Origin of the sequence: Eubacterium multiforme, assembly GCF_030813415.1 — a bacterium.
GTDB lineage: Bacteria > Bacillota > Clostridia > Clostridiales > Clostridiaceae > Clostridium > Clostridium multiforme.
In genome coordinates this window covers 566,367-589,707 of record NZ_JAUSUF010000001.1, presented here as the reverse complement: position 1 = coordinate 589,707, position 23,341 = coordinate 566,367, and the positions used below count along the sequence as shown (strand labels likewise).

At 27.9% G+C, this 23,341-nt stretch carries 23 protein-coding genes and 1 riboswitch; of the genes, 17 read left to right on the top strand and 6 right to left on the bottom strand.

Features of this window, described 5'->3' with window-relative positions:
- Positions 1-10 precede the first annotated feature (10 nt).
- The 14 genes from J2S18_RS02735 (at position 11) to citG (ending at position 13,874) form a co-directional block, all read left to right on the top strand.
- Positions 11-1,312 carry a hypothetical protein gene (locus tag J2S18_RS02735; RefSeq protein WP_307482899.1) on the top strand — a complete coding sequence of 434 codons (1,302 nt, stop codon included), beginning with the start codon at positions 11-13 and terminating at the stop codon, positions 1,310-1,312.
- A gap of 221 nt (positions 1,313-1,533) precedes the next feature.
- The gene (locus tag J2S18_RS02730) at positions 1,534-3,093 is read left to right on the top strand and encodes a ClC family H(+)/Cl(-) exchange transporter (RefSeq protein WP_307482896.1); all 1,560 of its coding nucleotides are present in this window, start codon (positions 1,534-1,536) and stop codon (positions 3,091-3,093) included.
- A 106-nt stretch (positions 3,094-3,199) separates the two neighbouring features.
- A riboswitch (cobalamin riboswitch) is annotated at positions 3,200-3,387 on the top strand.
- Between the two features lie 292 nt (positions 3,388-3,679).
- Positions 3,680-4,423 carry an energy-coupling factor ABC transporter permease gene (locus J2S18_RS02725; protein ID WP_307482893.1) on the top strand — a complete coding sequence of 248 codons (744 nt, stop codon included), beginning with the start codon at positions 3,680-3,682 and terminating at the stop codon, positions 4,421-4,423.
- The gene (locus J2S18_RS02720) at positions 4,423-4,740 is read left to right on the top strand and encodes an energy-coupling factor ABC transporter substrate-binding protein (protein WP_307482890.1); all 318 of its coding nucleotides are present in this window, start codon (positions 4,423-4,425) and stop codon (positions 4,738-4,740) included. The genes J2S18_RS02725 and J2S18_RS02720 overlap by 1 nt, the downstream gene beginning before the upstream one ends.
- A complete protein-coding gene (gene cbiQ, locus J2S18_RS02715) occupies positions 4,740-5,513 on the top strand; it encodes a cobalt ECF transporter T component CbiQ (RefSeq protein WP_307482886.1) in 774 nt (257 codons plus the stop codon). Before J2S18_RS02720 ends, cbiQ begins: the two co-directional genes overlap by 1 nt.
- Positions 5,514-5,532: 19 nt before the next feature.
- Positions 5,533-6,390, top strand: a complete 858-nt coding sequence (locus tag J2S18_RS02710; RefSeq protein ID WP_307482884.1) for an ATP-binding cassette domain-containing protein — start codon at positions 5,533-5,535, stop codon at positions 6,388-6,390.
- A gap of 147 nt (positions 6,391-6,537) precedes the next feature.
- Positions 6,538-7,176: a pentapeptide repeat-containing protein gene (locus J2S18_RS02705; RefSeq protein ID WP_307482883.1), complete on the top strand. Its 639-nt coding sequence runs from the start codon at positions 6,538-6,540 to the stop codon at positions 7,174-7,176.
- Between the two features lie 279 nt (positions 7,177-7,455).
- On the top strand, positions 7,456-8,616 hold the full coding sequence (locus tag J2S18_RS02700; RefSeq protein WP_307482881.1) for an NAD(P)-dependent malic enzyme: 1,161 nt from the start codon (positions 7,456-7,458) through the stop codon (positions 8,614-8,616).
- Between the two features lie 17 nt (positions 8,617-8,633).
- Positions 8,634-9,665 carry a [citrate (pro-3S)-lyase] ligase gene (citC, locus tag J2S18_RS02695; protein ID WP_307482879.1) on the top strand — a complete coding sequence of 344 codons (1,032 nt, stop codon included), beginning with the start codon at positions 8,634-8,636 and terminating at the stop codon, positions 9,663-9,665.
- A 49-nt stretch (positions 9,666-9,714) separates the two neighbouring features.
- A complete protein-coding gene (gene citD / locus J2S18_RS02690) occupies positions 9,715-10,008 on the top strand; it encodes a citrate lyase acyl carrier protein (protein WP_307482876.1) in 294 nt (97 codons plus the stop codon).
- A complete protein-coding gene (citE, locus tag J2S18_RS02685) occupies positions 10,008-10,913 on the top strand; it encodes a citrate (pro-3S)-lyase subunit beta (protein WP_307482872.1) in 906 nt (301 codons plus the stop codon). Before citD ends, citE begins: the two co-directional genes overlap by 1 nt.
- Positions 10,906-12,444, top strand: coding sequence for a citrate lyase subunit alpha (gene citF, locus J2S18_RS02680; protein ID WP_307482871.1), 1,539 nt, complete (start codon positions 10,906-10,908; stop codon positions 12,442-12,444). Before citE ends, citF begins: the two co-directional genes overlap by 8 nt.
- 15 nt (positions 12,445-12,459) lie before the next feature.
- Entirely contained in the window at positions 12,460-12,978 is a 519-nt protein-coding gene (gene citX / locus J2S18_RS02675; protein ID WP_307482870.1) for a citrate lyase holo-[acyl-carrier protein] synthase, read from the top strand.
- 20 nt (positions 12,979-12,998) lie between these two features.
- Positions 12,999-13,874, top strand: coding sequence for a triphosphoribosyl-dephospho-CoA synthase CitG (gene citG, locus J2S18_RS02670; protein WP_307482869.1), 876 nt, complete (start codon positions 12,999-13,001; stop codon positions 13,872-13,874).
- Between the two features lie 76 nt (positions 13,875-13,950).
- Here citG and J2S18_RS02665 read toward each other — a convergent pair whose 3' ends face one another.
- Positions 13,951-14,904, bottom strand: coding sequence for a sugar-binding transcriptional regulator (locus J2S18_RS02665; protein WP_307482868.1), 954 nt, complete (start codon positions 14,902-14,904; stop codon positions 13,951-13,953).
- 500 nt (positions 14,905-15,404) lie between these two features.
- Here J2S18_RS02665 and ygjK point away from each other — a divergent pair, with 500 nt between their 5' ends.
- Positions 15,405-18,083 carry an alpha-glucosidase gene (gene ygjK / locus J2S18_RS02660; protein ID WP_307482867.1) on the top strand — a complete coding sequence of 893 codons (2,679 nt, stop codon included), beginning with the start codon at positions 15,405-15,407 and terminating at the stop codon, positions 18,081-18,083.
- Positions 18,084-18,143: 60 nt separating this feature from the next.
- On the opposite strand, the gene J2S18_RS02655 is transcribed toward ygjK, so the two are convergent.
- Positions 18,144-19,445 (bottom strand): MFS transporter, encoded by a 1,302-nt coding sequence (locus J2S18_RS02655; protein WP_307482866.1) that lies wholly within the window; start codon positions 19,443-19,445, stop codon positions 18,144-18,146.
- A gap of 381 nt (positions 19,446-19,826) precedes the next feature.
- Here J2S18_RS02655 and J2S18_RS02650 point away from each other — a divergent pair, with 381 nt between their 5' ends.
- Both J2S18_RS02650 and J2S18_RS02645 read left to right on the top strand, forming a co-directional pair.
- Positions 19,827-20,723 carry a patatin-like phospholipase family protein gene (locus J2S18_RS02650; protein ID WP_307482865.1) on the top strand — a complete coding sequence of 299 codons (897 nt, stop codon included), beginning with the start codon at positions 19,827-19,829 and terminating at the stop codon, positions 20,721-20,723.
- A 14-nt stretch (positions 20,724-20,737) separates the two neighbouring features.
- A complete protein-coding gene (locus tag J2S18_RS02645; protein WP_307482864.1) occupies positions 20,738-21,217 on the top strand; it encodes a methylated-DNA--[protein]-cysteine S-methyltransferase in 480 nt (159 codons plus the stop codon).
- Positions 21,218-21,239: 22 nt separating this feature from the next.
- On the opposite strand, the gene J2S18_RS02640 is transcribed toward J2S18_RS02645, so the two are convergent.
- From J2S18_RS02640 to J2S18_RS02625, 4 genes are all read right to left on the bottom strand, one after another.
- The gene (locus tag J2S18_RS02640; protein WP_307482863.1) at positions 21,240-21,683 is read right to left on the bottom strand and encodes a hypothetical protein; all 444 of its coding nucleotides are present in this window, start codon (positions 21,681-21,683) and stop codon (positions 21,240-21,242) included.
- 19 nt (positions 21,684-21,702) lie between these two features.
- The gene (locus J2S18_RS02635; RefSeq protein ID WP_307482862.1) at positions 21,703-22,134 is read right to left on the bottom strand and encodes a hypothetical protein; all 432 of its coding nucleotides are present in this window, start codon (positions 22,132-22,134) and stop codon (positions 21,703-21,705) included.
- Positions 22,135-22,264: 130 nt separating this feature from the next.
- Positions 22,265-22,540 (bottom strand): hypothetical protein, encoded by a 276-nt coding sequence (locus J2S18_RS02630; protein WP_307482861.1) that lies wholly within the window; start codon positions 22,538-22,540, stop codon positions 22,265-22,267.
- Between the two features lie 165 nt (positions 22,541-22,705).
- Positions 22,706-23,323 carry a hypothetical protein gene (locus tag J2S18_RS02625; protein ID WP_307482860.1) on the bottom strand — a complete coding sequence of 206 codons (618 nt, stop codon included), beginning with the start codon at positions 23,321-23,323 and terminating at the stop codon, positions 22,706-22,708.
- Between the last annotated feature and the right edge of the window lie 18 nt (positions 23,324-23,341).

The window sequence follows — 23,341 nt, the reverse complement described above, 5'->3', positions numbered from 1 at the left end:
ATGAAGCTTAATGTCAATTGGAGATGTTAAAGTAGAAGATTTAAAAAAAGGTTTACAAGAAAAGAAAAAGGAAATACATATTGAAGATGTTATAAATATTGATTTTGATGAAGAGGTTATTATCTTTAATAAGAGAATAATTTTAGGGTCAGTTATTAATTGTAGTGGAAATTTAATAATAGAAAATTGTGATATATTAGTTGATGATAGGGATGCTAATAAAGAAGTTGATTTGCAGGCGGCTAATGTAGTTATAAAAAATTCTAAAATTAAATTTATGGGTAAAAAGGATAGTTACCTTGTTAAATCTGAAAAATCTAATATAATCTTTGAAAACACTATATTTGAAGGCTGCAATAGCTTTATTAAAGATAATAATTCTAATATAACTATTTTAAATTGCAAAGGAATAGAATTAGACTTTGGATTTATAAAGCAAAGTTATGCTAATGGACTACTTAAAATTGAAAATAGTAGTTTTTTAGCTAAAGAAAACCAGGATAAGAATAACTTAGATGAGAATTTTTTGGAACTATTATCTTTTAAAATTGAAAATTGCAGGTTTGAAAATTTTTTAAATTGCATAATAATTGAAATGAATTTATTTTCTGATAAATCATCAATTATTAAAGAATGTATATTTGAAAATAATAAAATAGAAGTTAATGAAAAAATATCTTCAGCTAAAGTATTTATAACGGAGTCTTTAGTAACTCAATGTAGTTTTATAAATTATAAAGATTGTATTAGTGGAAATTTCTTAATGAAAGATAAAATTAATGTGGAAGACTGTTATTTTGAAAATTGTAAAAATGTTATTACAGCTGTTAAAAGTATTACTGGATGTACTTTTGATAGGTGTGAAAATATAATTGATTATAAAAATACTCTAGAACTTAGTGGATGTAAGTTTATAGAATGTACTGGAAAAATAATATATGGACTTAGTTGTATAAAAGCTAATATAGAGTTTTGTGAATTTATAGATTGTAAATTAAATGATGTTAATAATAATTTTTCGGATTTAGAAAAAAACTCATTAATTGAATTTAGTTCCTTTGAAAAGGATTGCTTATATAAAATTTATAAATGTAATTTTGAAGGAATTAATATGAAAAATTCAAATGATAAATTAATAGTTGTCACCGTAGATAAAGGTAATTATGGAACTGTATGTGATGTTTCTTCTTGCATATTTAAAAACTCATCTCCTATTAATGAAATGATAGATTGTTATTCTGTAATTTGTCGTACATTTGGAAAGGATAAAAATATTCAATCCATATCAATAAATAATTGTAATGAAATATAAATATATAAAAGATACTTCTATAAAATTAGTTTTATGAGACTATTTTTATAGAAGTTTTTTTGTGCAATTAATATAAAATTTTGATTTATTCATTAAATATTAAGGCTAAATTAATAATATAGTCTTTGAGTAAGAACTTTTATAAGATATATAATTAAATATGAGTGAGTGATTAGTAATAGACAGCTTAGGGTAGGAAAGTGACGGATAGGAGGATAATTATGGATAATAAAATATCTAAAATGTATAAAATGATAAATAACTCAAATTTGAGAGTAGTACTAGAAAGTGTTTTAGTAGGAGCAGTTGCAGGACTTATTGTATCTATTTATAGACTTACATTAAAATATATAAATATATACACTACTTTAGCATATGATTTTATGAGAGTACACTGGCTTTATATAATTTTAGGGTTAGCTATATTAATGGGTATAGGATATATTGTAGGATATATGGTTAAGAAAGATTCTATGATAAGTGGTAGTGGTATTCCACAAATTGAAGGAATACTTACAGGGTATTTTAAAAGTACTTCCCCTCTTAAAATTCTTATAAATAAATTTATTGGTGGAGTTTTGGCAATAGGAGCTGGCTTGTCTTTAGGAATTGAAGGACCATCAATTCAATTAGGTGCAAGTTTTGGTAATCTTTTTGGAAATATAACTAAAAGATTGAAACTTGAAAAAAGATTTTTGATTTCAAGTGGAGCAGGAGCAGGTCTTGCAGCAGCTTTTAATGCTCCATTTGCAGGAGTTATGTTTGTTTTAGAAGAGGTACATAAAAAGTTTACTCCAATATTGTTTGTTTCAGCAATAGCTGCTTCTGTAACATCAGACCTTGTTACTTGGGCATTTTTTGGAGGAAAACCAATTTTAGATGCTACAGGTCTTATTGCAATGCCTTTTAAATATTATTTATTTCTTATAGTTCTTGGAATCCTTGTTGGATTTGCAGGTGCTTTTTATAATTATATTTTGCTTAAAACAATAGCTCTTTATGGAAAAATAAAGGTTTCTCTTCCAATAAGAATGATGATTCCTTTTGCATTTGCTATGTTTTTTGGATTATTTCTTCCTGAAGTTTTAGGTGGAGGTAATGAATTAATAAATCAAATATTAGTAGATGGAGTAATATTAAAGTTTGCAATAATACTATTAATAGGTAAATTTGTATTTTCAATGATAAGTTTTGCTTCAGGAACACCAGGTGGAATATTATTTCCATTATTAACTTTAGGAGCATTAATTGGAGTTATATTTGGAGAATGTTCAGTACAGTTTTTAGGCGTAGATGGAACATATTTAATTAATTTTATTCTTTTAGCTATGGCAGGAATGTTTGCTTCAATAGTTAGAGCTCCAATAACTGGACTTGTATTAGTTTGTGAAATGAGTGGATCATTTACTGAATTTGGACCAATTGTATTAGTTTGTGGAATATCTTATTTAGTTGCAGAATTACTTAAGATTGATCCAGTATATGAAGCTTTATTTAAGATAAGATTAAAATCTCAAAATGGCAAACTTAAAGAGGAAAGTAGTGGAGAAATTATGGTTGCTTATACTGTGGCAATGGGATCATTAATAGCAGGTAAAAAATTAAAAGAGATTAATTTACCTGAAAATGCCCTTGTTGTTTCAATAGAAAGGGAGGGTGATACTATAATTCCAAATGGAAATACAGTTATAATTGCTGGAGACTGTATAAATGCTTTAGTAAATGAAGATAAGGAAGTTATTTTAAGGAAGAAGTTAGAGCAACTTTGTGATTTGGCATAAATTGGTTAAATAAATTTAATTTAAATAATCATATTTAATAAATGTATGAAATATTGAATATTTCTTGCTTAGATTTAGTAAATACTGTACAATGAACTTTGGAAAAATAAATATGCAAAAAATAGGTTTATATATATTTATATACTAATTAAAAGGGAAGTGAGTGAAAATCCCACGCGGTCCCGCCGCTGTAAAAGAGGAGTTTCTGCAATATGCCACTGAAAAAATATTTTGGGAAGGCTGTAGAAATGATGATACTTAAGCCAGAAGACCTGCCTATTTTTATACATCAAAGCTCTACGGAAGATAGGGAGGTGTTTTTATGGATGGGTTAAGCTATTTTGATTCATAGAGCCTCTTGACGTTTGGTCAAGAGGTATTTTTATTGTCATGAAATTTATAGTTAAGAATAGTAAAAATAATAGTCAATAAAACTGATATTTTTATTGTTATGGAATTATAATTAATTAAATTTAAGAATAGCTTTATCAATATAGTAAAACTCATAATCCACGGAGTTGATTTTTATTTTGTTTTATAATTTAAAACAATTAACTACTAAATTTATATTAAGGGGCGAATTATTATGTCAAAAAGAATACAACTTTTTACCGGTATTTTATTAATGTTATTATTTATACCAACTAAAGCTTCAGCTATGCATATTATGGAAGGGTTTCTTCAACCAAGATGGTGTATAGAATGGGGAGCATTTACTATTCCATTTGTTATTTTTGGAATATTTTCAATTAAAAAGACAATTACAAAAAATCCAAGACTTAAAATATTATTAGCTATGGCAGGAGCTTTTGCTTTTGTTCTTTCAGCTTTAAAACTTCCATCAGTAACAGGAAGTTGTTCACATCCAACTGGTGTAGGTCTTGGAGCAATACTTTTTGGACCAACAGCTATGACTGTTTTAGGACTTATAGTTCTTTTATTCCAAGCTATACTTTTAGCTCATGGAGGTCTTACAACTCTTGGAGCAAATACATTTTCAATGGCAGTAGTAGGACCATTTGTATCTTATGGAATTTATAAATTAGTTAAAAAATTAAATGGACCAAGATGGCTTGGAATTTTCCTTGCAGCAGCACTTGGAGATCTTGCAACTTATATTACAACTTCAATACAATTAGGTATAGCATTCCCAGCAGAAACTGGAGGAGTTATGGCTTCAATTATGAAGTTTATGGGAATATTTGCAGTAACTCAAATACCTTTAGCAATTAGTGAAGGAATTTTAACTGTAGTTATATTTAATGCAATTGCAGCTTATGATAAAGAAGATTTAATGGATCTTAATATATTATCAAGGGAGGGGAAATAATGGCTGATAATAAAAAGAATAATAAAAGTATGGTTAAAACAAATATTATATTAATATTAATTGTAGTAGCCCTTGCAATTGTTCCTTTCTTTGTAGCAGGAGGATCAGAGTTTGGTGGATCTGATGATGCAGCAGAGGAACAAATAACAAAGATAGATAAAGATTATGAGCCATGGTTTTCACCTATATTTGAACCAGCTAGTGGAGAGATTGAAAGTTTACTATTTGCTCTTCAAGCAGCAATTGGTGCAGGGGTAATAGGTTTTGGACTTGGATATTTTAAAGGACGTAAAAATAAAAGTAGCGAGGAAAACTAATGTTTAACATTGACAAGTATGCTTATGCTTCAAAACTTAAAAAGATAGATCCTATGGGAAAGTTTTTATTTTCAATAATTACTTTAGGAGTGTGCCTTTGGGCAAATAACTTAATAATTTCTATTGCTGTACTTTTTATTATGGGGTATTCTACTATTAAAATTGGAGGAACACCAATAAAGGTTTTTTTAAAACTTATGTTGATTCCTATGGCTTTTTTGATAATAGGAGTACTTACTATAACTATTAATTATTCAGACAGTAGAAATATATTTTTGTTTTCACTTCCTATAATGAATGGATTTATAGGAGTATCAAAGGTTGGAGTATATAAGGCGGTAGAATTATTTTTTAAGGTTTTAGGATCTGTTTCATGTTTATATTTTTTATCTTTAAATACACCTATGGTAGATATTTTGGCTGTTCTTTCAAGGTTTAAAGTTCCAAAGCTTATGATTGAAATGATGGGGCTTGTATATAGATTTATATTTATACTTTTAGATACAGCAGATACTATGTTTGTAGCTCAAAATTCAAGACTTGGATATAGGGATTTAAAAAGAGGATATAAATCTTTAGGGTATCTTGCATCAACACTTTTTATTCGTTCCTTTAAAAGGGCAAATGACCTTTATACATCATTAGAATCAAGAGGATATGATGGGGAATTAAATGTTCTTTTAGAACCATATAAAAAATGTACAAAAATATATATAATAACTATAGTTATTAATGTAGTTTTTATAATAGCTAAAGTCCTATTAATTAAATAGGAAGCAGGAGGATAAATTAATGAAGGATAATATAATAAAACTAGAGGATATACATTATAAATATCCTGATGGAACTCATGCGTTAAATGGGATTAATATGGAAATAAAAAAAGGTGAAATAACTGCAATTCTTGGTGGTAATGGAGCTGGAAAGTCAACTTTATTTCAACATTTAAATGGAATTGTGAAACCTTCATCTGGAAAAATCTTATTTAATGGTAGTCCTTTAGATTATTCAAGAAAGGGACTTATAAAACTTAGAGAATCTGTTGGGATTGTATTTCAAGACCCAGATAGTCAATTATTCTCAGCAAGTGTATATCAAGATGTTTCCTTTGGTGCAGTAAATATGAAATTGTCTGAAGAAGAAATAAGGAAGAGAGTAGATAAAGCAATTGATAGAACTGGAATCAGTCATTTAAAAGATAAACCTACTCACTGTTTAAGCTTTGGACAAAAGAAAAGGGTATCTATTGCAGGGATTTTAGTTATGGAACCTGATGTACTTATATTAGATGAGCCAACAGCAGGTCTTGATCCAATTGGTGTAAGTGAAATAATGAAATTATTAATGGAAACTCAAAAGGAACTTGGAATATCAATTATTATTTCAACTCATGATATAGATATAGTTCCTCTTTATTGTGATAAAGTTTTTGTTATGGATAAAGGAAAGGTTGTTTTAGAGGGTACTCCAAAAGAGGTCTTTAATGAAAAGAAAGCTATTAGAAGTGTAAATCTTAGATTACCAAGAGTTATGCATCTTATGGAAATATTAAAGGATAGAGATGGCTTTTCATTTAAAGAAATACCAGTAACTATTGGAGGGGCAAGAAAAACTCTTAAAAAATGGAGAGATGAATTTAAAAATAAATAATTCTACAAATATTAATATGTAAGTATTAATGAATTGTCAAAGTTAAAATGTGATATAATAAAATTAACATAACCCACAATAAACTATAACTAATTGGAAGTTTTGTGGGTTATTTTTTTATGAATAAAATTAAGGAGATGAAAAGGTATGGCTAGAAATTCAAGAGAAGAAGGCTTTCATTATAATAATACAGAGAAAAAAGATAAAAATTTTATGTATTCAAACTTAAAAAGAAGCAATTGTTATAACTGTAATTTTGCAGGTTCTAATTTTGATTATGTAAGTTTTAGAGGAGCTCATTTTAAAAGTTGTAGTTTTTTAAACTGTAGTTTTAAAGGAGCAGAATTTGTTGGTGCAAATCTTAAAGGAAGTAAATTTAAAGAGGCACATTTTGAAGACACAATATTTGAAGGTGTAAAATTAGATGGAGTTAACTTTAAAGATGCAAAGTTTAAAAATACTATATTTGTAGGATGCGATTTAAAGTCTACTAAAAACTTAAATATTAATGATCCAGAAATAAGAGTATTTGAAAAAATGCCTGAAATAGAAATTAGTGAAGATTTAAGAGAAGCTACTTTAAATGTAATGAAAAATGAATATGTAAAGAAGGCAAGAATATTCGATACAAAAGAAGGTAAACTTAATTTAATAACATTAATGATTCTATTAGAAAATTTTGATGAAAAAGATTTAATAGATGGATTAAATAATATTCAAAGTGAATTAGATAAAGATTTTCATACATTAAGTTATGTAATTAAGTATTTAAAAAATAAAAAATAATCTATTAACAAAGAGAACAGATAAATATATCTGTTCTTTTTTAATTTAAATGTTTTCATAAACAACAAATGTTTTAGTTGATAAACAAATGTTGAAAATGAAAATAATAAAATAAGATAAAAAGTAAAAAGATAAATAAATTTCTCTACAAATGTTAAAATAATTAACAAATGTATTGACGACCTTTTTTAATTTTGCTATTATATAGACAAGAGGAGCTGCTTCGGTAGCAAGTAATAAAATAGGAGGAAATAAACCTTAAGGTTTAATGATGATTTTATGAATGTAAAAGAAGAATCTTTAATTATGCACAAGAAAATGCATGGAGCTATAAAAGTAGAAGGAACAATGCCGGTTTCAAACAAGGAAGAATTATCAGTTGCATATACTCCAGGGGTTGCAGAACCTTGTAGAGCAATAGCTGAAGATAAAGAAAAAGCTTATGAGTACACAATAAAAGGTAAGAGTGTAGCTGTTATAACAAATGGTACAGCAGTTTTAGGTCTTGGAAATATTGGACCTGAAGCAGGGATGCCAGTAGTTGAAGGAAAAGCTTTACTTCACAAAGCATTTGCAAATATAGATGCTTATCCAATAGCTTTAGATCTTACAGATCAAGAAGAAATCGTTAAAACAATAAAAGCAATATCACCAGGATTTGGAGGTATACATCTTGAAGATATAAAAGCACCAGAATGTTTTTATATAGAAGATAAATTAAAGGAAGAATTAGATATACCAGTTTATCATGATGATCAACATGGTACAGCTATTGCAGTACTTGCAGGACTTTATAATTCTTTAGAATTATTAAATAAAGAACTTAAAGATATTAAAATTGTAATTAATGGTGCAGGTGCATCAGGAATAGCAATTGCAAAATTATTACTTGCAGCTGGAGCAAAAGATATTGTACTTTCTGATATAAATGGAGCTGTAGTTGAAGGGGATGAAACTTTAAACGTAGCACAAAAGGAAATTGCAAAAGTAACAAATAGAAATTTTGAAAAGGGAAGCCTTGAAGATATTATTAAAGGAAAGGATTTATTTATAGGTGTTTCAGTTGGTGGAGTAGTAACTACTGAAATGATAAAAACTATGAATAAAGATTGTATGGTTTTTGCATTAGCAAATCCAGTTCCAGAAATAATGCCAGAGGATGCTAAAAAAGGTGGAGCTAGAATAATAGCTACTGGTAGAGGAGATTTTCCAAATCAAATAAATAACCTATTAGTATTCCCAGGAATATTTAGAGGTGCATTAGATGCAAGAGTAAAAAATATAACTGATGAGATGAAAATAGAAGCAGCTAAGGGAATTGCAAACTTAATCCCAAGAGATGAAGTAAGTGAAGATAAGGTTGTTCCTAGTGTATTTAACAAAGAAGTTGTTGATGTAGTTGCAGAATCAGTAATTAAAATAGCAAATAAAAATAAATAAAAAGAGGGAGTACAGTTTTGGAATATTTAGATTTTGAAAAAGTTATTATTGAAGATAATGATAGTGTGCAATTAAAAAAAATAAAAAAATTTTTAGAGGATCAAGAATTAAAGTTAGATTCTAATTTAGATTATACAATAGCCTTTTATGATGATGAAGATGAAGTAGTTGCAACAGGTTCTTTTAAAAAGAATATTCTAAAATGTATTGCTGTAAATAATAAATATAAAGGAAGCGGAGTTTCTAGTAAGATAGTTTCAGAACTTATAAATGAAGAATTTAGAAGGGGATATTCTCATTTATTTGTTTATACAAAGCCTAAGAATATAGATATATTTAAGGGATTAGGTTTCTATGAAATAGAGACAGTAGAGAATAAAGTTACCTTACTAGAAAATCTGCCTAATGGAATAAATAAATATTGTGAAAAATTAAAGAAAGAAACTCCTAATATAAATGGGGATAAAATAGCTTCAGTAGTTGTTAATTGTAATCCATTTACGTTAGGACATAGATATCTTATTGAAAAAGCATCAAAAGAAAATGATTTAGTTCATGTTTTTGTAGTTTGGGAAGATGAATCTATGTTTTCTCCAGAAGTTAGATATAAGTTAGTAAAGGAAGGATTAAAGGATTTAGATAATATAGTTTTACATAAAGCTGAGGACTATATTATATCAGATGCCACTTTTCCATCATATTTTTTAAAGAAAAAAGATAATGTAGTAAAAATACATGCAAATTTAGATATAAAAATATTTTTGCACTATATAGTAAAAGCTTTAAATATAAAAAGAAGATATGTTGGAGAGGAACCTTTAGATTTTGTAACTAACGAATACAATGAAGTTATGAAAGAAATACTAAATAAAAATGGAATACAAGTTATAGAAGTACCTAGATTAGAAAATAATAATGAAATAATAAGTGCTTCAAAAGTTAGAAAATTATTTAAAAATAGAGAGTTTTCTAAACTTAAAGGCTTTGTTCCTGAAAGTACATATAATTTTTTAGTATCAAAAGAGGGAGAAGAGTTAATAAAAGAGTAGGTAAATAATATTTAAACTTATAAATATTAAAACATGAGGAGGAGAAGAAATGGAAATTAAGAAAATAGCTATGGCTGGAACTTTAGAATCTAGTGATATTTCAATAGTAGTTGAACCAAATGAAAATGGAATAAATTTAGACTTAACTAGTACAGTTGAAAAGCAATTTGGAAAACAAATAAAGAAGGTAATAATGGAAACATTAGAGGACCTTGGAGTTAAAAATGCAAATGTTAGAGCAAATGATAAAGGTGCTTTAGATTGTATTATAAAAGCTAGAGTAGAAGCTGCTGTATTTAGAGGAGCAGAAGTTACAAAGGTTAACTGGGGAGGTATGAAATAATGTACAAGCTTAGAAGAACTATGATGTTTGTTCCAGGTAGTAATCCTGGTATGGTTAAAGATGCTCATATTTATGGATCAGATTCTATAATGTTTGACTTAGAAGATTCAGTATCATTAATGGAAAAGGATGCTGCAAGATTAATAGTTTTTAATGCATTAAAAAATATAGATTATGAAGGAACAGAAACTGTTGTTAGAATAAATGCTTTAGATAGTGAATTTGGACTAGAAGATTTAGAGGCTATAGTTAGAGCACAGCCAGATGTAATTAGACTTCCAAAGACAGAAACTGCAGAAGATGTAATTGAAGTTGAAAGAGAAATTGCAAGAATAGAAAAAGAAGCTGGAATTCCAGTTGGAAAAACTAAGATGATGGCTGCTATAGAAAGTGGACTTGGAGTTATAAATGCTTATGCAATAGCAAAATCTAGTGATAGATTAATGGGAGTAGCTTTAGGTGCAGAAGATTTTGTAACTAATATGAAGACAACAAGATCACCAGAAGGAATAGAACTTTTAGCTGCTAGAAGCCATATTTTATTAGCTACAAGAGCTGCTGGAATTTGCGCATTTGATACAGTATTCTCAGATGTAAATAATGAAGAAGGATTCATTAAAGAAGTAGAATTAATAAAACAATTAGGATTTGATGGAAAATCAGTTATTAACCCAAGACAAATTGCTCCAGTTAATAAGATTTATACTCCTTCAGAAAAGGAAATTAAAAAATCAATTAGAATTATAAATGCAAGTGAAGAAGCTAAGAAAAAAGGATCAGGTGTTGTATCATTAAACGGAAAGATGGTAGATAAGCCTATTATAGAAAGAGCACAAAGAGCATTAATGTTAGCAGAAGCTGCTGGTGTGGATTTAGAAAAATTCGGAGGTGAAGAAAATGCTTAATAAACTAGGAAGAGAAGTACCTGAAAAGGTTGCAGGAATGAAAGAAGTAAAACCATTTGAAGGAGCATTTGCTATAAAGCCAACTGGAAGAAAGGTTGGAAGTGAAGTTACAGGTGCACCAAAGGGTGATAGTAAAGTAGTAGAAAGTATAAAAGAAGCAATAATTAAAAGTGGATTAAAAGACGGAATGACAATATCTTTCCACCATCACTTTAGAGAAGGTGACTATGTATTAAACATGGTTATGGATGTAATTGCTGAAATGGGAATAAAGAACTTAACAATAGCATCAAGCTCATTAAACAAGGTTCATGAACCACTTATTAAACATATTAAAAATGGTGTAGTAACACAATTAATGACTAGTGGATTAAGAGGTAAATTAGCAGACGAAATTTCTCACGGCTTAATGGAAAAACCAGTAATAATACGTTCACATGGTGGAAGAGCTCGTGCAATAGAAATGGGAGATGTTAAAATTGATGTAGCATTTTTAGGAGCACCAAGTTGTGATCCATATGGTAATGCCAATGGATATGATGGAAAGTCATTCTGTGGTTCATTAGGTTATGGAATAATTGATAGTAAGTATGCAGATAAGGTTGTACTAATTACAGATAATTTAGTACCATATCCAAATACTCCAGCAAGTATATCACAAACAGATGTTGATTATATAGTTGTTGTTGATTCAATTGGTGATCCTAAGGGTATAGTTTCAGGAGCTACAAGATACACTAAAGATCCAAGAGAGCTTTTAATAGCAAATTATGCATCTCAAGTTATGGAAGCATCAGGATATTTAAAACCAGGTTTCTCAATGCAATGTGGTACTGGTGGTGCATCTCTTGCAGTTGCTAGATTCTTAAAAGATAGAATGATTAAAGATAACATAGTAGCTAGTTTTGGTCTTGGTGGAATAACTGGACAATTTGTAGAAATGTTTGAAGAAGGTTTAATAAATAAATTATTTGACGTTCAATGTTTTGATTTAAAGGCTGCAAAATCAATAGGAGAAAATAAAGGACATTGTGAAATAGATGCATCTCTTTATGCAAATCCATTTAATAAAGGATGTATTGCAAATCTTTTAGATTTTGTTGTACTTAGTGCATTAGAAGTTGATACAGACTTTAATGTTAACGTAATAACTGGTTCAGATGGTGTTATAAGAGGAGCATCAGGTGGACACTGTGATACAGCAGCAGGAGCTAAATTAGCTATGATAGTTTGTCCATTAATGAGAGGCAGAATACCAACTGTTGTTAAGAGAGTAAATACAGTTATAACTCCAGGTGAAACTATAGACGTTGTAGTTACTGATAGAGGAGTTGCTGTAAACCCAGCTAGAAAAGATTTAATAGAAAAATTATCAAAGACAAAGCTTCCACTATTTACAATAGAAGAATTACAAGAAAAGGCAGAAAAGATTACTGGAAAACCAGAACCAATAGAATATACAGATAGAGTTGTTGGTGTTGTAGAGTATAGAGACGGTAGTATAATAGACGTAATAAGACAAGTAAAATAGAAATGGCGTGAATTTATGAACAGTGAAGAGGTTACTCTATTACAAGAAATACTTAAAGGAAAAGAAGAAAGAGTTGAAATTCAAAAAAAGCTTATTAATAAATATAATACAACTTTAATATCATTTACCTTGAATATACCAGGTTTTTATAAAATTAAAGATGAATATAAAATAGCTCATAAGGCAGGGGTAGAAGCTTTAAAAAAAGAAATTAAAAATCAGAATTTAAAGATTGTTCATTTAGAAGAAAATACTACACCTGCTGGTTTTGAAACATTTATTTGTGTTGATGCTCCAATGGAAATAGTTAAAAAGATGACTATTTCCATTGAAGAAAACCATAAATTAGGAAGGCTATTTGATTTGGATGTTTTTGATAATAAATATAAACAAGTAAGTAGAACGGAATTTAATGTAAGTAAAAGAAAATGTTTAATTTGCAATGAAGAAGCAAATGTTTGTAGAAGAGAAGGAAATCATTCCCTAGATGAGATTTTAAATAAAATAGATTCCTTAATAAAAGAATATATATAGATATAAAATAGGAGAGTACTATGAATAAACATGCACAATATAATATAAATGAAATTTCTCTAGATATAGGTGCCCTAGCAGTTCAGGCAATGCTTTATGAAGTATCCTGTTTCCCATCCCCTGGACTGGTTTCTCCTGTATCTAACGGCGCCCACAAAGATATGAATTTCTATACTTTTATTGATAGTACTTCAGCTATTTTAAAATACTTGGTACTTTTCACCCAAAAAGGATACCAAGATAAGTCTTCTAAAGAAATATTTAAAGATATAAGAAAAGTTGGTATTGAAGCAGAAAAGGCTATGTTTTTAAAAACTAATGGTGTAAACACCCATAAAGGTATGATATTTTTAATAGGAATATGTTGCGGAGCTGTTGGAAAAGCCATATATGATAATAGGAGTTCTTCGTCAATACAATCAATTATTAAAGAAATGTGTGAGGGACTTACAAAAAATGATTTTATTAATTTAAAAGATAAAGAAAAATTATCAAATGGTGAAAAATTATATTTAAAATATAAGGTTAAAGGTGTTAGAGGAGAAGCTGAAAGCGGAATACCTTTAGTATTTAATTATGCTTTAGATTTATATGAAAATACATCTTCACTAAAGGAAAATGATAAGCTTATACACACTTTAATTGGAATAATGCAATTTTGCGAAGATTCAACTATAATAAATAGACATTCCTTAGAGGTACTAAATTATGTTAAAGAGGTTTCTAAAGACATAATGGAATTAGGAGGAATGGAAACTGAAGTAGGCAAAAATAAAATAAAAGATTTGTGTAATATTTTTATTGAAAAAAATATAAGTCCTGGAGGAAGTGCAGATCTTTTAGGAGTAACTGTTTTTATAAGTCTAGTTACAAATTATATGAAAAATATAAATTAATGATTATAAAATATGTGTGAAAAAAATAGTAGTATAAACATTTAAGGTTTATACTACTATTTTTTTACTTTTTATTTTAAAGTCTTGTTTCTTTATCCATTGCTAAAACTTTAGTAGCTGTATCTTCATCAGTTATTAATACGTTTATAAATTTACCTCTTAAAGCTCCTAAAATAGCCTTTGCTTTAAATTTACTTGAAGTTATCCCAATTTTATATTCTATATGTAATAGAGTATTTAAATCTATACCTACAACTTTTTTGTTTATATTATTATCTATGAGATTACCATTTATATCAAAAACATAACCATAAACGCATCCTACAGCATTTTTAATCTTTAAATCGTGTATTAAATAGTTAGACCATAAGCTTGAAGCAAAAACCGCCTCTGTAGTTCCTATGCCTGTAAGAACTATATTTGCTTTATTAGCTAAGAATAAAGTGTCATTTATTACAGGCTCTTGAAGAAGAGATTTTCTTGCATAATCGTTATCTATATATAAAGGTGCGTATAAATATTTGTATTTCCCGTTATATGCTTTAGCTACCATCCTTATTAAGTCTGGAGTATCTACTAAAGGATCATCCTTTGCAGCAGCACCAACTACTGGAAGAACAGTTATTGGAGGCTTAGTTTTAGGCTTAAGTTGTTTTATAACACTAGAAATAGTTTTTCCCCATGTCATACCTAAAATAGTATTTTCTTTAATGATACTTTGTAAATATTCAGCTCCTGTTTTTCCTATAGAATGAAGTGTTTCATCAAGTGGAAGTGAACTGGTATTTAAAACTATAACTTTTTTTAAGTCAAATTTTTCCTTTAATGCTTTCTCTATTTCAAACATTCTTTCTCTTGGATAATTTATTGATATTTCCACAACATGATTATTGCGAGCTTCTTGTAGGTATTTTGATATTTTAAAACGTGTAATTGAAAGTTTTGCAGCTATTTCACTTTGTGTCATGCCTAAATCGTAATACATTGTTGATAGCTCAGCTAAAAAAGTTAGCTTTTCGGTTTCATTCATTTTTTCGTAGTCACCAATCATAATAAATCCTTTCAAATTATAATGTTATTTGAACTTTAATTATAATATTATTTTAGCAATTCTTCAAGATTCATAAGGAATAGAATTTACAAACAAAAGTTTATATGAAAAACAAATGTTTAAAATGTTCATATATATAATATTAAATTTATTCGTTTTATTTATATTTTTTATATAGAATAAAAATAAAATGAATACAAGGTTAAAAATATTTTATCATTTGTTTTAATAATAAACAAATGTTAAAAGAAAAAATAGTTAATGTAAATTCATAAAATAAGAGAAAAGTATGGAAATTTTAAAAATAAGTAACTTTTAAATTAAGGACTTCATAATTAATTGAGATATTTATCTTAATTATATTAAACAAATGTGAAAAAATATAATAAATGTTATTTTCATAGCCTTTGAAAACGTTTTTAAAAGAAATTATAATTAACATAGGATATTATTAAAATTAATTAAAAGGGGGATTTTTAATGCTTTTTAACAAAAGAAAAAAATTATTTATTGCATCTCTTGGTATATCATCAATGATGCTTGTAAATTTGACAGGAGTAAATGCCTTTGCAGAGGGAAAAAGGAATGAAGTGACGGATTATAAAAACGTATTAAATGTAAAAGGGGCACCAAGCAGTAGTTTATATGGAGAAAATTCCAATAATAAATACAATAATTTTTCAGATAAAGGAGCTTGGCATGGATATTATTTACCTAAGGAAGGTGATACAAGTCTTTATGGAGATTTTTTAGGACCAGTAATAATAGGACAGGAATATCCAGTTAATTTATCAGATTCATTAAGTAAAATAGTAATAACAAATGCAGATAACGGGAAAGTATATGATTTAGGTAAAGATAGTAAGGTTTCCTTTATATATTATCCAGGAAGCCTAGTTCAAAAATACGATTTAAAAGATTTTACTTTAAACTTAAAATTAATATTCCCAACAAATAGAACTGCATTAATACAAACATCAATAACAAATAAAAGTAATAAAAATTTGAACCTTAAATTAAAATGGAAAGGTCATATTTTTAATGAATTTAAAGAAGGTGGATACACAGTACCACTTGATCAAAAAATTGTTAAAACTAAAAAGGGAATAGAAGTTTTATTTAGTGACATTAATTATACTTGGAATTTCTTTTCAAGTAAGGAAACTAAGTTTTCAGTTAATTACAAAGGAAATACTGAAACTAAGATAGATGGAAACAATTATGTAACTGAATTAAATAATGAAGTTAAAATAGCACCAAATAAAGAATTTAAAACTTATACTGCAGAAAGTTACACTTTTACAAATAAAGAATTAAGCAGTGAAAATGAAAAGATAAATAGTTTATTAGCTAATGGAGATACATATTTTAAGGAAAATAATAATCGCTGGCAAGGATATTTAGATAAAACATTTAAGGGAAATAAAGAAACAAATCCTAAATATAAAGATGTAGCAGTTAAAGCTATGGAAACTTTAACAACTAATTGGAAAAGTCCAGCTGGTGCTATTAAGCATGATGGAATTGTACCATCAATGTCTTATAAATGGTTTTTAGGAATGTGGGCATGGGACTCATGGAAACATGCAGTTGCAGCAGCTAATTTTGATGGCAAATTAGCAGAAAATAATATAAGAGCTATGTTTGATTATCAAATTAAAGGAAATGATAAGGTAAGACCTCAGGATGCAGGAACAGTAATAGATGCAATATTTTATAATAAGGATTCAGAAAGAGGAGGAATAGGTGGAAACTGGAATGAAAGAAATTCTAAGCCACCACTATCTGCTTGGTCTGTATGGAATGTATATAAAGAAACTGGAGATAAAAGTTTCTTAGAGGAGATGTATCCTAAATTAGTAGCTTACCATGAATGGTGGTATAAAAATAGAGATCACGATAAAAATGGTATAGCTGAATATGGAGCAATGGTACATGATGCCCATGACTTACATGACAAAAATGGTAAAGTAATATTAGATAAAGATGGAAATCCTAAAATTGATCCTAATGCAATAATTGAAGCAGCTGCTTGGGAAAGTGGAATGGACAATGCAACAAGATTTGATGTTAAAGGAATGGGAAAAGATGATGTAGGAGTTAAGGTATTCCAAAATAAAAACAAAAAAGGAAAGGTTATTGGATATTCTATAAATCAAGAATCAGTAGATTTAAATGCATATCTTTATGCAGAAAAGGGATTCTTAAAATCAATGGCAGATGTTTTAGGAAAAACTGAAGATGCTAAAAACTTTGAAAAACAAGCTAAATATGTTAAAAAATATGTTGATGATAAAATGTTTGATAAGAAAACTGGATTTTTCTATGATCTTCAAATCAATAATGATGGAAAAGAGAAGAAATTGCTAGTTAATAGAGGTAAAGGAACAGAAGGATGGATACCACTATGGGCTAAAATGGCAACTAAAGAACAAGCTTTAGCAGTAGAAAAGAATATTATGAGTCCAAATAAGTTTAATACCGAAATGCCATTCCCAACAGCATCAAAGGATAATCCTAAATATGCTCCTACTAAGTATTGGAGAGGACCAGTATGGCTTGATCAAGCTTTATTTGGAGTAGAGGCACTTCAAAATTACGGATATAATAAAGATGCAAAAGTTATGGCAGAAAAATTATTTAATAAAGCTGAAGGGTTAACATCAGATGGACCTATTAGAGAAAATTATGATCCTGAAAATGGAAAGGGACTAAATTGTAAAAACTTTAGTTGGTCATCAGCTGCATATTATTTAATGTATAAAAATTTACTTGCAGCAGAAAAACCCCATACAACTTCTCAAACAGCCTTTGCAATAGAAGAAAATAAAGGAGATAGTGAGAAACCAAATAATACTAAGCCAGATGTTACTAAACCAAGTAATACTGAAACAGATAGTAGTAAACCTAAAGAAAAACCAAGTGATAATACAGCATCAAGTAAGGTTTCTAATACAGCTTCAAACAATAAAGGCAAAAGTAAAATTAAAAAAGCAGATGAAAAAGATAATAATATAAAAAACAATAATTCAGAAAATAATAATGTTCCTAAGACTGGTTATGGAAGAGGAATGTTAGCTACTATAGTAGCAATTATTCTAATTATAATTGGGGTAGTTGTATTAAAGAAGAAAAATAATAAAGAAACTGAAAAATAAATAACAAAAAAGAGATAAATTTATTTTTAAATTTATCTCTTTTTATTTTAATTATTTATTTTAAGCTAATGCTTTTTTGTTTGAAAAGATTTTAAATAACCACATAATTAATAAAGAAATTGCAATTAATGCTATAAAGATTGCAAAACCTTTAGGGAAACCACTTAAATCTTTTCCACTTTTATCTATGAATGAGGCCATTAAAGGAGGAATAACAAATCCACCAAAGGCTCCAAGTCCGCCAATCCATCCAGAAGCTCCACCTATTGCATCAGGAACTACATTTGGAACTATTTTAAATACAGCGGCATTAGCAACACCCATTCCAGTACCTAAAAGTAAAACGCCTATAACAGCCATAGGTATTGAACCTGCAAAAGTCATAAATATAGCACCTATAAGAGCTATTATTAATGAAATTGTAGCAGTTGATTCTCCACCATTTTTATCAGCTATTTTTCCACCATAAATTCTAGTTACTGATGTAACGATAGAATACATAGCAGTTAATAAACCAGCTGTTTTTATATCTAATGAGAAGAAACTCATCCAGTAATTTGGTAACCAACTTGTAAGAGCTAAGAAGCCACCAAAAGTTGTAAAGTATATAAGTACTAAAGCCCATGTTTTCCAAGTTTTTGCAGAAGCAATTAAGCTTTCACTTACTTTAGATTTAGGGAATAATTCTTGTCCATATTCTGATGAAGCAATTTCTCTAGCTTCAGTTTTAGATACACCTTTATCAAGTAATTGGAAGTACCAAGCATTTTGACCTATTTTTATATAAATTATTGTACCAACTATTAAAAATACTAACCATGCTAAATAAGAACCTGATAATCCTAAGAATGGAAGAGCTAAATTTGGTATTAATAATGCAAATATTCCAGGTGCTAAATTACCTACTCCAGCATAAACTCCTAATGCTACCCCTTGTTTCTTTTGAGGGAACCAATAAGAAGTTTGGCTAATACCAACAGAGAATGTAGCTATACCACAACCAGATAATATTCCAAGTAAAAATAATAGCCAGTAATATTGATTTAGATTTTCTCTAAAAAATGCCATTACTATATATAATCCAGCCATACCTATAATTGATAGTATTAATAAAACTATAAATGGCTTTCTTCCACCAGTTGTATCAACCCAAGCTGAAAATGGAATTCTTAATAAAGATCCAGATAGGGAAGGGGCTGATATTAATAATGCTAATAAAATTGGATTAAGATCTACAAATACATGTTTAAATATTGCAACTGTAGGTCCATAAAGTGAAACTGCGGCAAATCCTATAAAGAAACCAATAGTTGCTCCAATTAAGCCACGATTCGAATTACCTTTTAATGTTAAGTTATTCATAAATAATGCCTCCGTAATTTTTAAAATAATTGTTAATTCTTTAACAAAATAACATAAAATAATGAGTATTTCCGTGATAAATATCACATAAATTATAAAAGATTTATTTTTAATATAAAAAGTAAAACAAAAAAGATAAATAATGGAATTAAGTGCTATTAATTGACAATATTTTTGAGAATAAATAGATTCTTATAATTGTAATGTAAGCATAAAAACTTTATGAAAAAATAAACAAAGAATTAAATATTAATAAATTTTAAGAATGATAATAATTTCATATTTCTTTCATTAAATAAATTTATGTTATACTTATAAATAAAAATAGGATGTTATAAAATTTATAATAATAATATAGTTTAATTTAAAAAGGAGATTTATATGAAGATAGGACTTGTATTATCTGGTGGAGGGGGAAAAGGTGCTTATGAACTTGGCGTTTGGAAGGCACTTAAGGAGTTAGAACTAGACAAGTATATAGATGTATTTTCAGGAACTTCAATAGGAGCCTTTAATGCAGTTTTATTTGCTCAAGATGATATGCAATCTGCTGAAGATTTATGGGATGAAGTTACTATGGATAAGTTAGTTCCAATAAGTAAGTTTGAACTTATAAAAAGGGGATTAGAGCTTATAATTGGCGGTAGACATCCAAACTTTGCAAAGAAATATATGATGCAAAAGTTAGAAGAAGGTGGAGTACCAAAGGATGGAGCTAGAAAAATTATAAATGAGTACTTAAATATAGGAAAGGTAAAAAGTAGAGGAAAGATATGTTATGCAGCATGTACAGAACTCCCAGATTTTACTCCTAAATATTTTAAGATTAATGATTATGAAGACGAGTTAGCTAAGGAAATAATTGTTGCTTCAGCCTCTCTTCCAATGATATATGATTGTACAGATGTTTTAGATGGAAAATATATAGATGGTGGAGTTGTAGATAACACACCTATTTTACCTGTTTATAGAGAAAATTGTGATGTGATTATTGTAGTTCTTCTTTCAAAGGAAGCACGAGTTGATAAATCAATTTATCCAAATACTAAAATATTAGAATTAATTCCAAGAAATTTAAATGAAAGTACCTTAAATGGAACGTTAAATTTAGACATGGAAGCTAAGAGAATGAGAATAAAAGAAGGATATAATGATACAATAAGCCTTTTAGAGCCTATAATGATTATAGCTGATTTAAAAAGGGAAAGAGAAGAAAGAAAAAATCATCCAAAACTTTTTAAACTTTACAATTGGTTAAAGGGTGGAAAGAATAAATAAAACGAGGTGATACTTTGGCAATATTTTTTTATGAAACTAAAATAGGGAATATTGGTATAAAAGAAATAGAGGGAAAAATATGTAATGTTTATTTTGGGAAAGGGGAGTTTCTTAAAGATGATGAGATTAAAGAAGTACCAATATTAAAAGAAGCCTCAATTCAACTTAATAAATATTTAAATGGAGATTTAAAAGAATTTTCACTTCCTTTAGTTGTTAAAGGAACAGATTTTATGATGAAAGTTTGGAAAGCATTAGAAAATATTCCTTATGGAGAAACTTTATCTTATAAAGAAATTGGTGAAAAGATAGGAAATCCTAAAGGGGCAAGAGCTATTGGACTTGCTTGTAATAGAAATCCAATACCAATATTTATCCCCTGTCATAGAGTAGTTGGAAGTAATGGTAAACTTACGGGATATCGTGGTGGAATTAATTTAAAGGAAGAGTTACTTAACCTTGAAAAAGAGAATAATTATAAAAGGCTTATTTAAAATTTAGTTTAAATAAGCCTTTTTAAATATTAGGAAGATTATTAATTATATCAGCTCTTGCATTTATTCTAATCATATAAGCAAGAAGAGTTGGAATATAACTTAATGCAATTTTTCTGTAAGGTAGAGAGTGGTTATAATCTTCATAAATTTTTTCTTCAGATCGTTTAAAAGCTGCTAAGGTAAATATAAATAAAGCAAAGAATCCAAGAGTTTCTCCTACATCTACATAAGGTTTTGCATCTAAGGAAGTTTCTTTTCCACTAAGCCTAATTGTTATTATTTTGTTACCTACAAAGGATGCTTTTAAATAGTATATAGAAGACAGTAAAGACAGGGAGGAAGCAAAAATTTCAAGATTTGATATTTCTAAATCTATTTCAAGAAAATAATATTTTCTATCTTCTTCTGATAAATTATTAATTAGTTTGAATTTATTTCTATCAAAGTAAGTATTACTATCCATATAAACCTTAAATTAAAATTTAAAGAAAATTAGTATCACCCTTACGGGTTTTATCAATTTCTCCAAAGGCTTCAACTCTAGCTATATTAGCGGCAACACTTAGTATGTAAGCATCAGCCAATTTTTCATATGGAGATAGGGATTCACCAGAAGATTCAAGTTGTTTTTGCTTTACTCTTTTTATAGCAACAATTGAGAGTATAATAAGACCTTCTAATATAATTGTTTCCCCTATAAAGGCTAATAATGTAGGTCTTAAAGTAGATTCTTCATTTGATTTTTCTTCATTATTTTCAGAAAGGACATCTATTTTATCAATGTTAGCAGCTATTATAAGGTTAAAATATCCTGCAATTAAAAAGCTAGAACCAAGTATTTCTAAGTCTGCAAGTTCTAAGCTAAGATTTCTAATATAATCTTCAAGATCATTAGGTGTAGTATATTTATTCATTAAAAAATCACCTCAAAACTAGTAAGGCTTTAATTTAATATATGTGTAAATATTTTTATTGGTACAACACTAAAAAAAGCTGTTTTACGAAATATTTTAATTTTGTAAAACAGTTTCTTAATTTTTTAGATTATATTTCTTTTAAAATAATTTGTTGTACACCCATTATTTGAGGCCATGTTTCCTTCGGAGAAAGAGAACATTGTACTCCTCCAGGTGTAATATTTTTTACTTTAAGTTCATAAGTTCTTAAATTGATTAAAAGCAATGGATTACCAAGGTTATCTCTTCCTATAAGTCTACATAATGTTCCTTGATCTCTATAATATTCTTTTACTGCTTTTAGTAAATCATCCATATTATAATATACATCAGTAAGTTCTAATAATACTTTTCTATTAAACATAATAGCCTCCTTTTTTATTTTTTTAGGTTTCTTCAATAGTCAGGATAAAACTATTATAAAAAATCTCCCTTAAATTACAATATACACTAGTATTGTTAACTAAGAGAGTATTATAAAAGAAGAATATATTAATATATTTTAATTAAAAAGAAATTTTACAATAGATTAAAAGCATAAAGGTTTTATACTACTAAGTACAGCCTGAGGACATACCTTCTTAAACTTATGAAATAATTCTAATGAAGGATCTATTACTTCAATTTCTTCATTATCATATTTAAAGGATATATAATTGCAATCAAAATCAAATCTTATATCTCCTGGAGATTCATCAATTGAATCATAATCATAATCTTTCATAAAGTTTATAATAATATCTCTGTTTGAATTTAGTTTACAAAGTTCTATTATATATTTATTTTCAATAATAAATATTTTTTCTACTTCAATAATAAAATAACTTAAAATATCTAAGGGATGTATTATTATATTTCCTTCACTATCTATAATTTCATATCCATCAATAGTTTCTTTAGCAAAGAAATTTTTATCATTACTCATTAAAATAGTTTCTTTAGTATCTTCTTTAAATTCTGCATATTCAATCTTTATTTTTTTAGATTTCCAATTAAATAATTCTGAAACATCTTTATCCTTGTCATACATAAGTTTATCTAATTTTTTTGCCTCAAAGTAAGTAATATCTGACTCAATAGCAGTTTTATATTCATTTAATTCTTTAATAAGCTCATCAATCTTCTTTATCTTAAGTTCTTTATTCAAGGTATACCCCTCCATTTC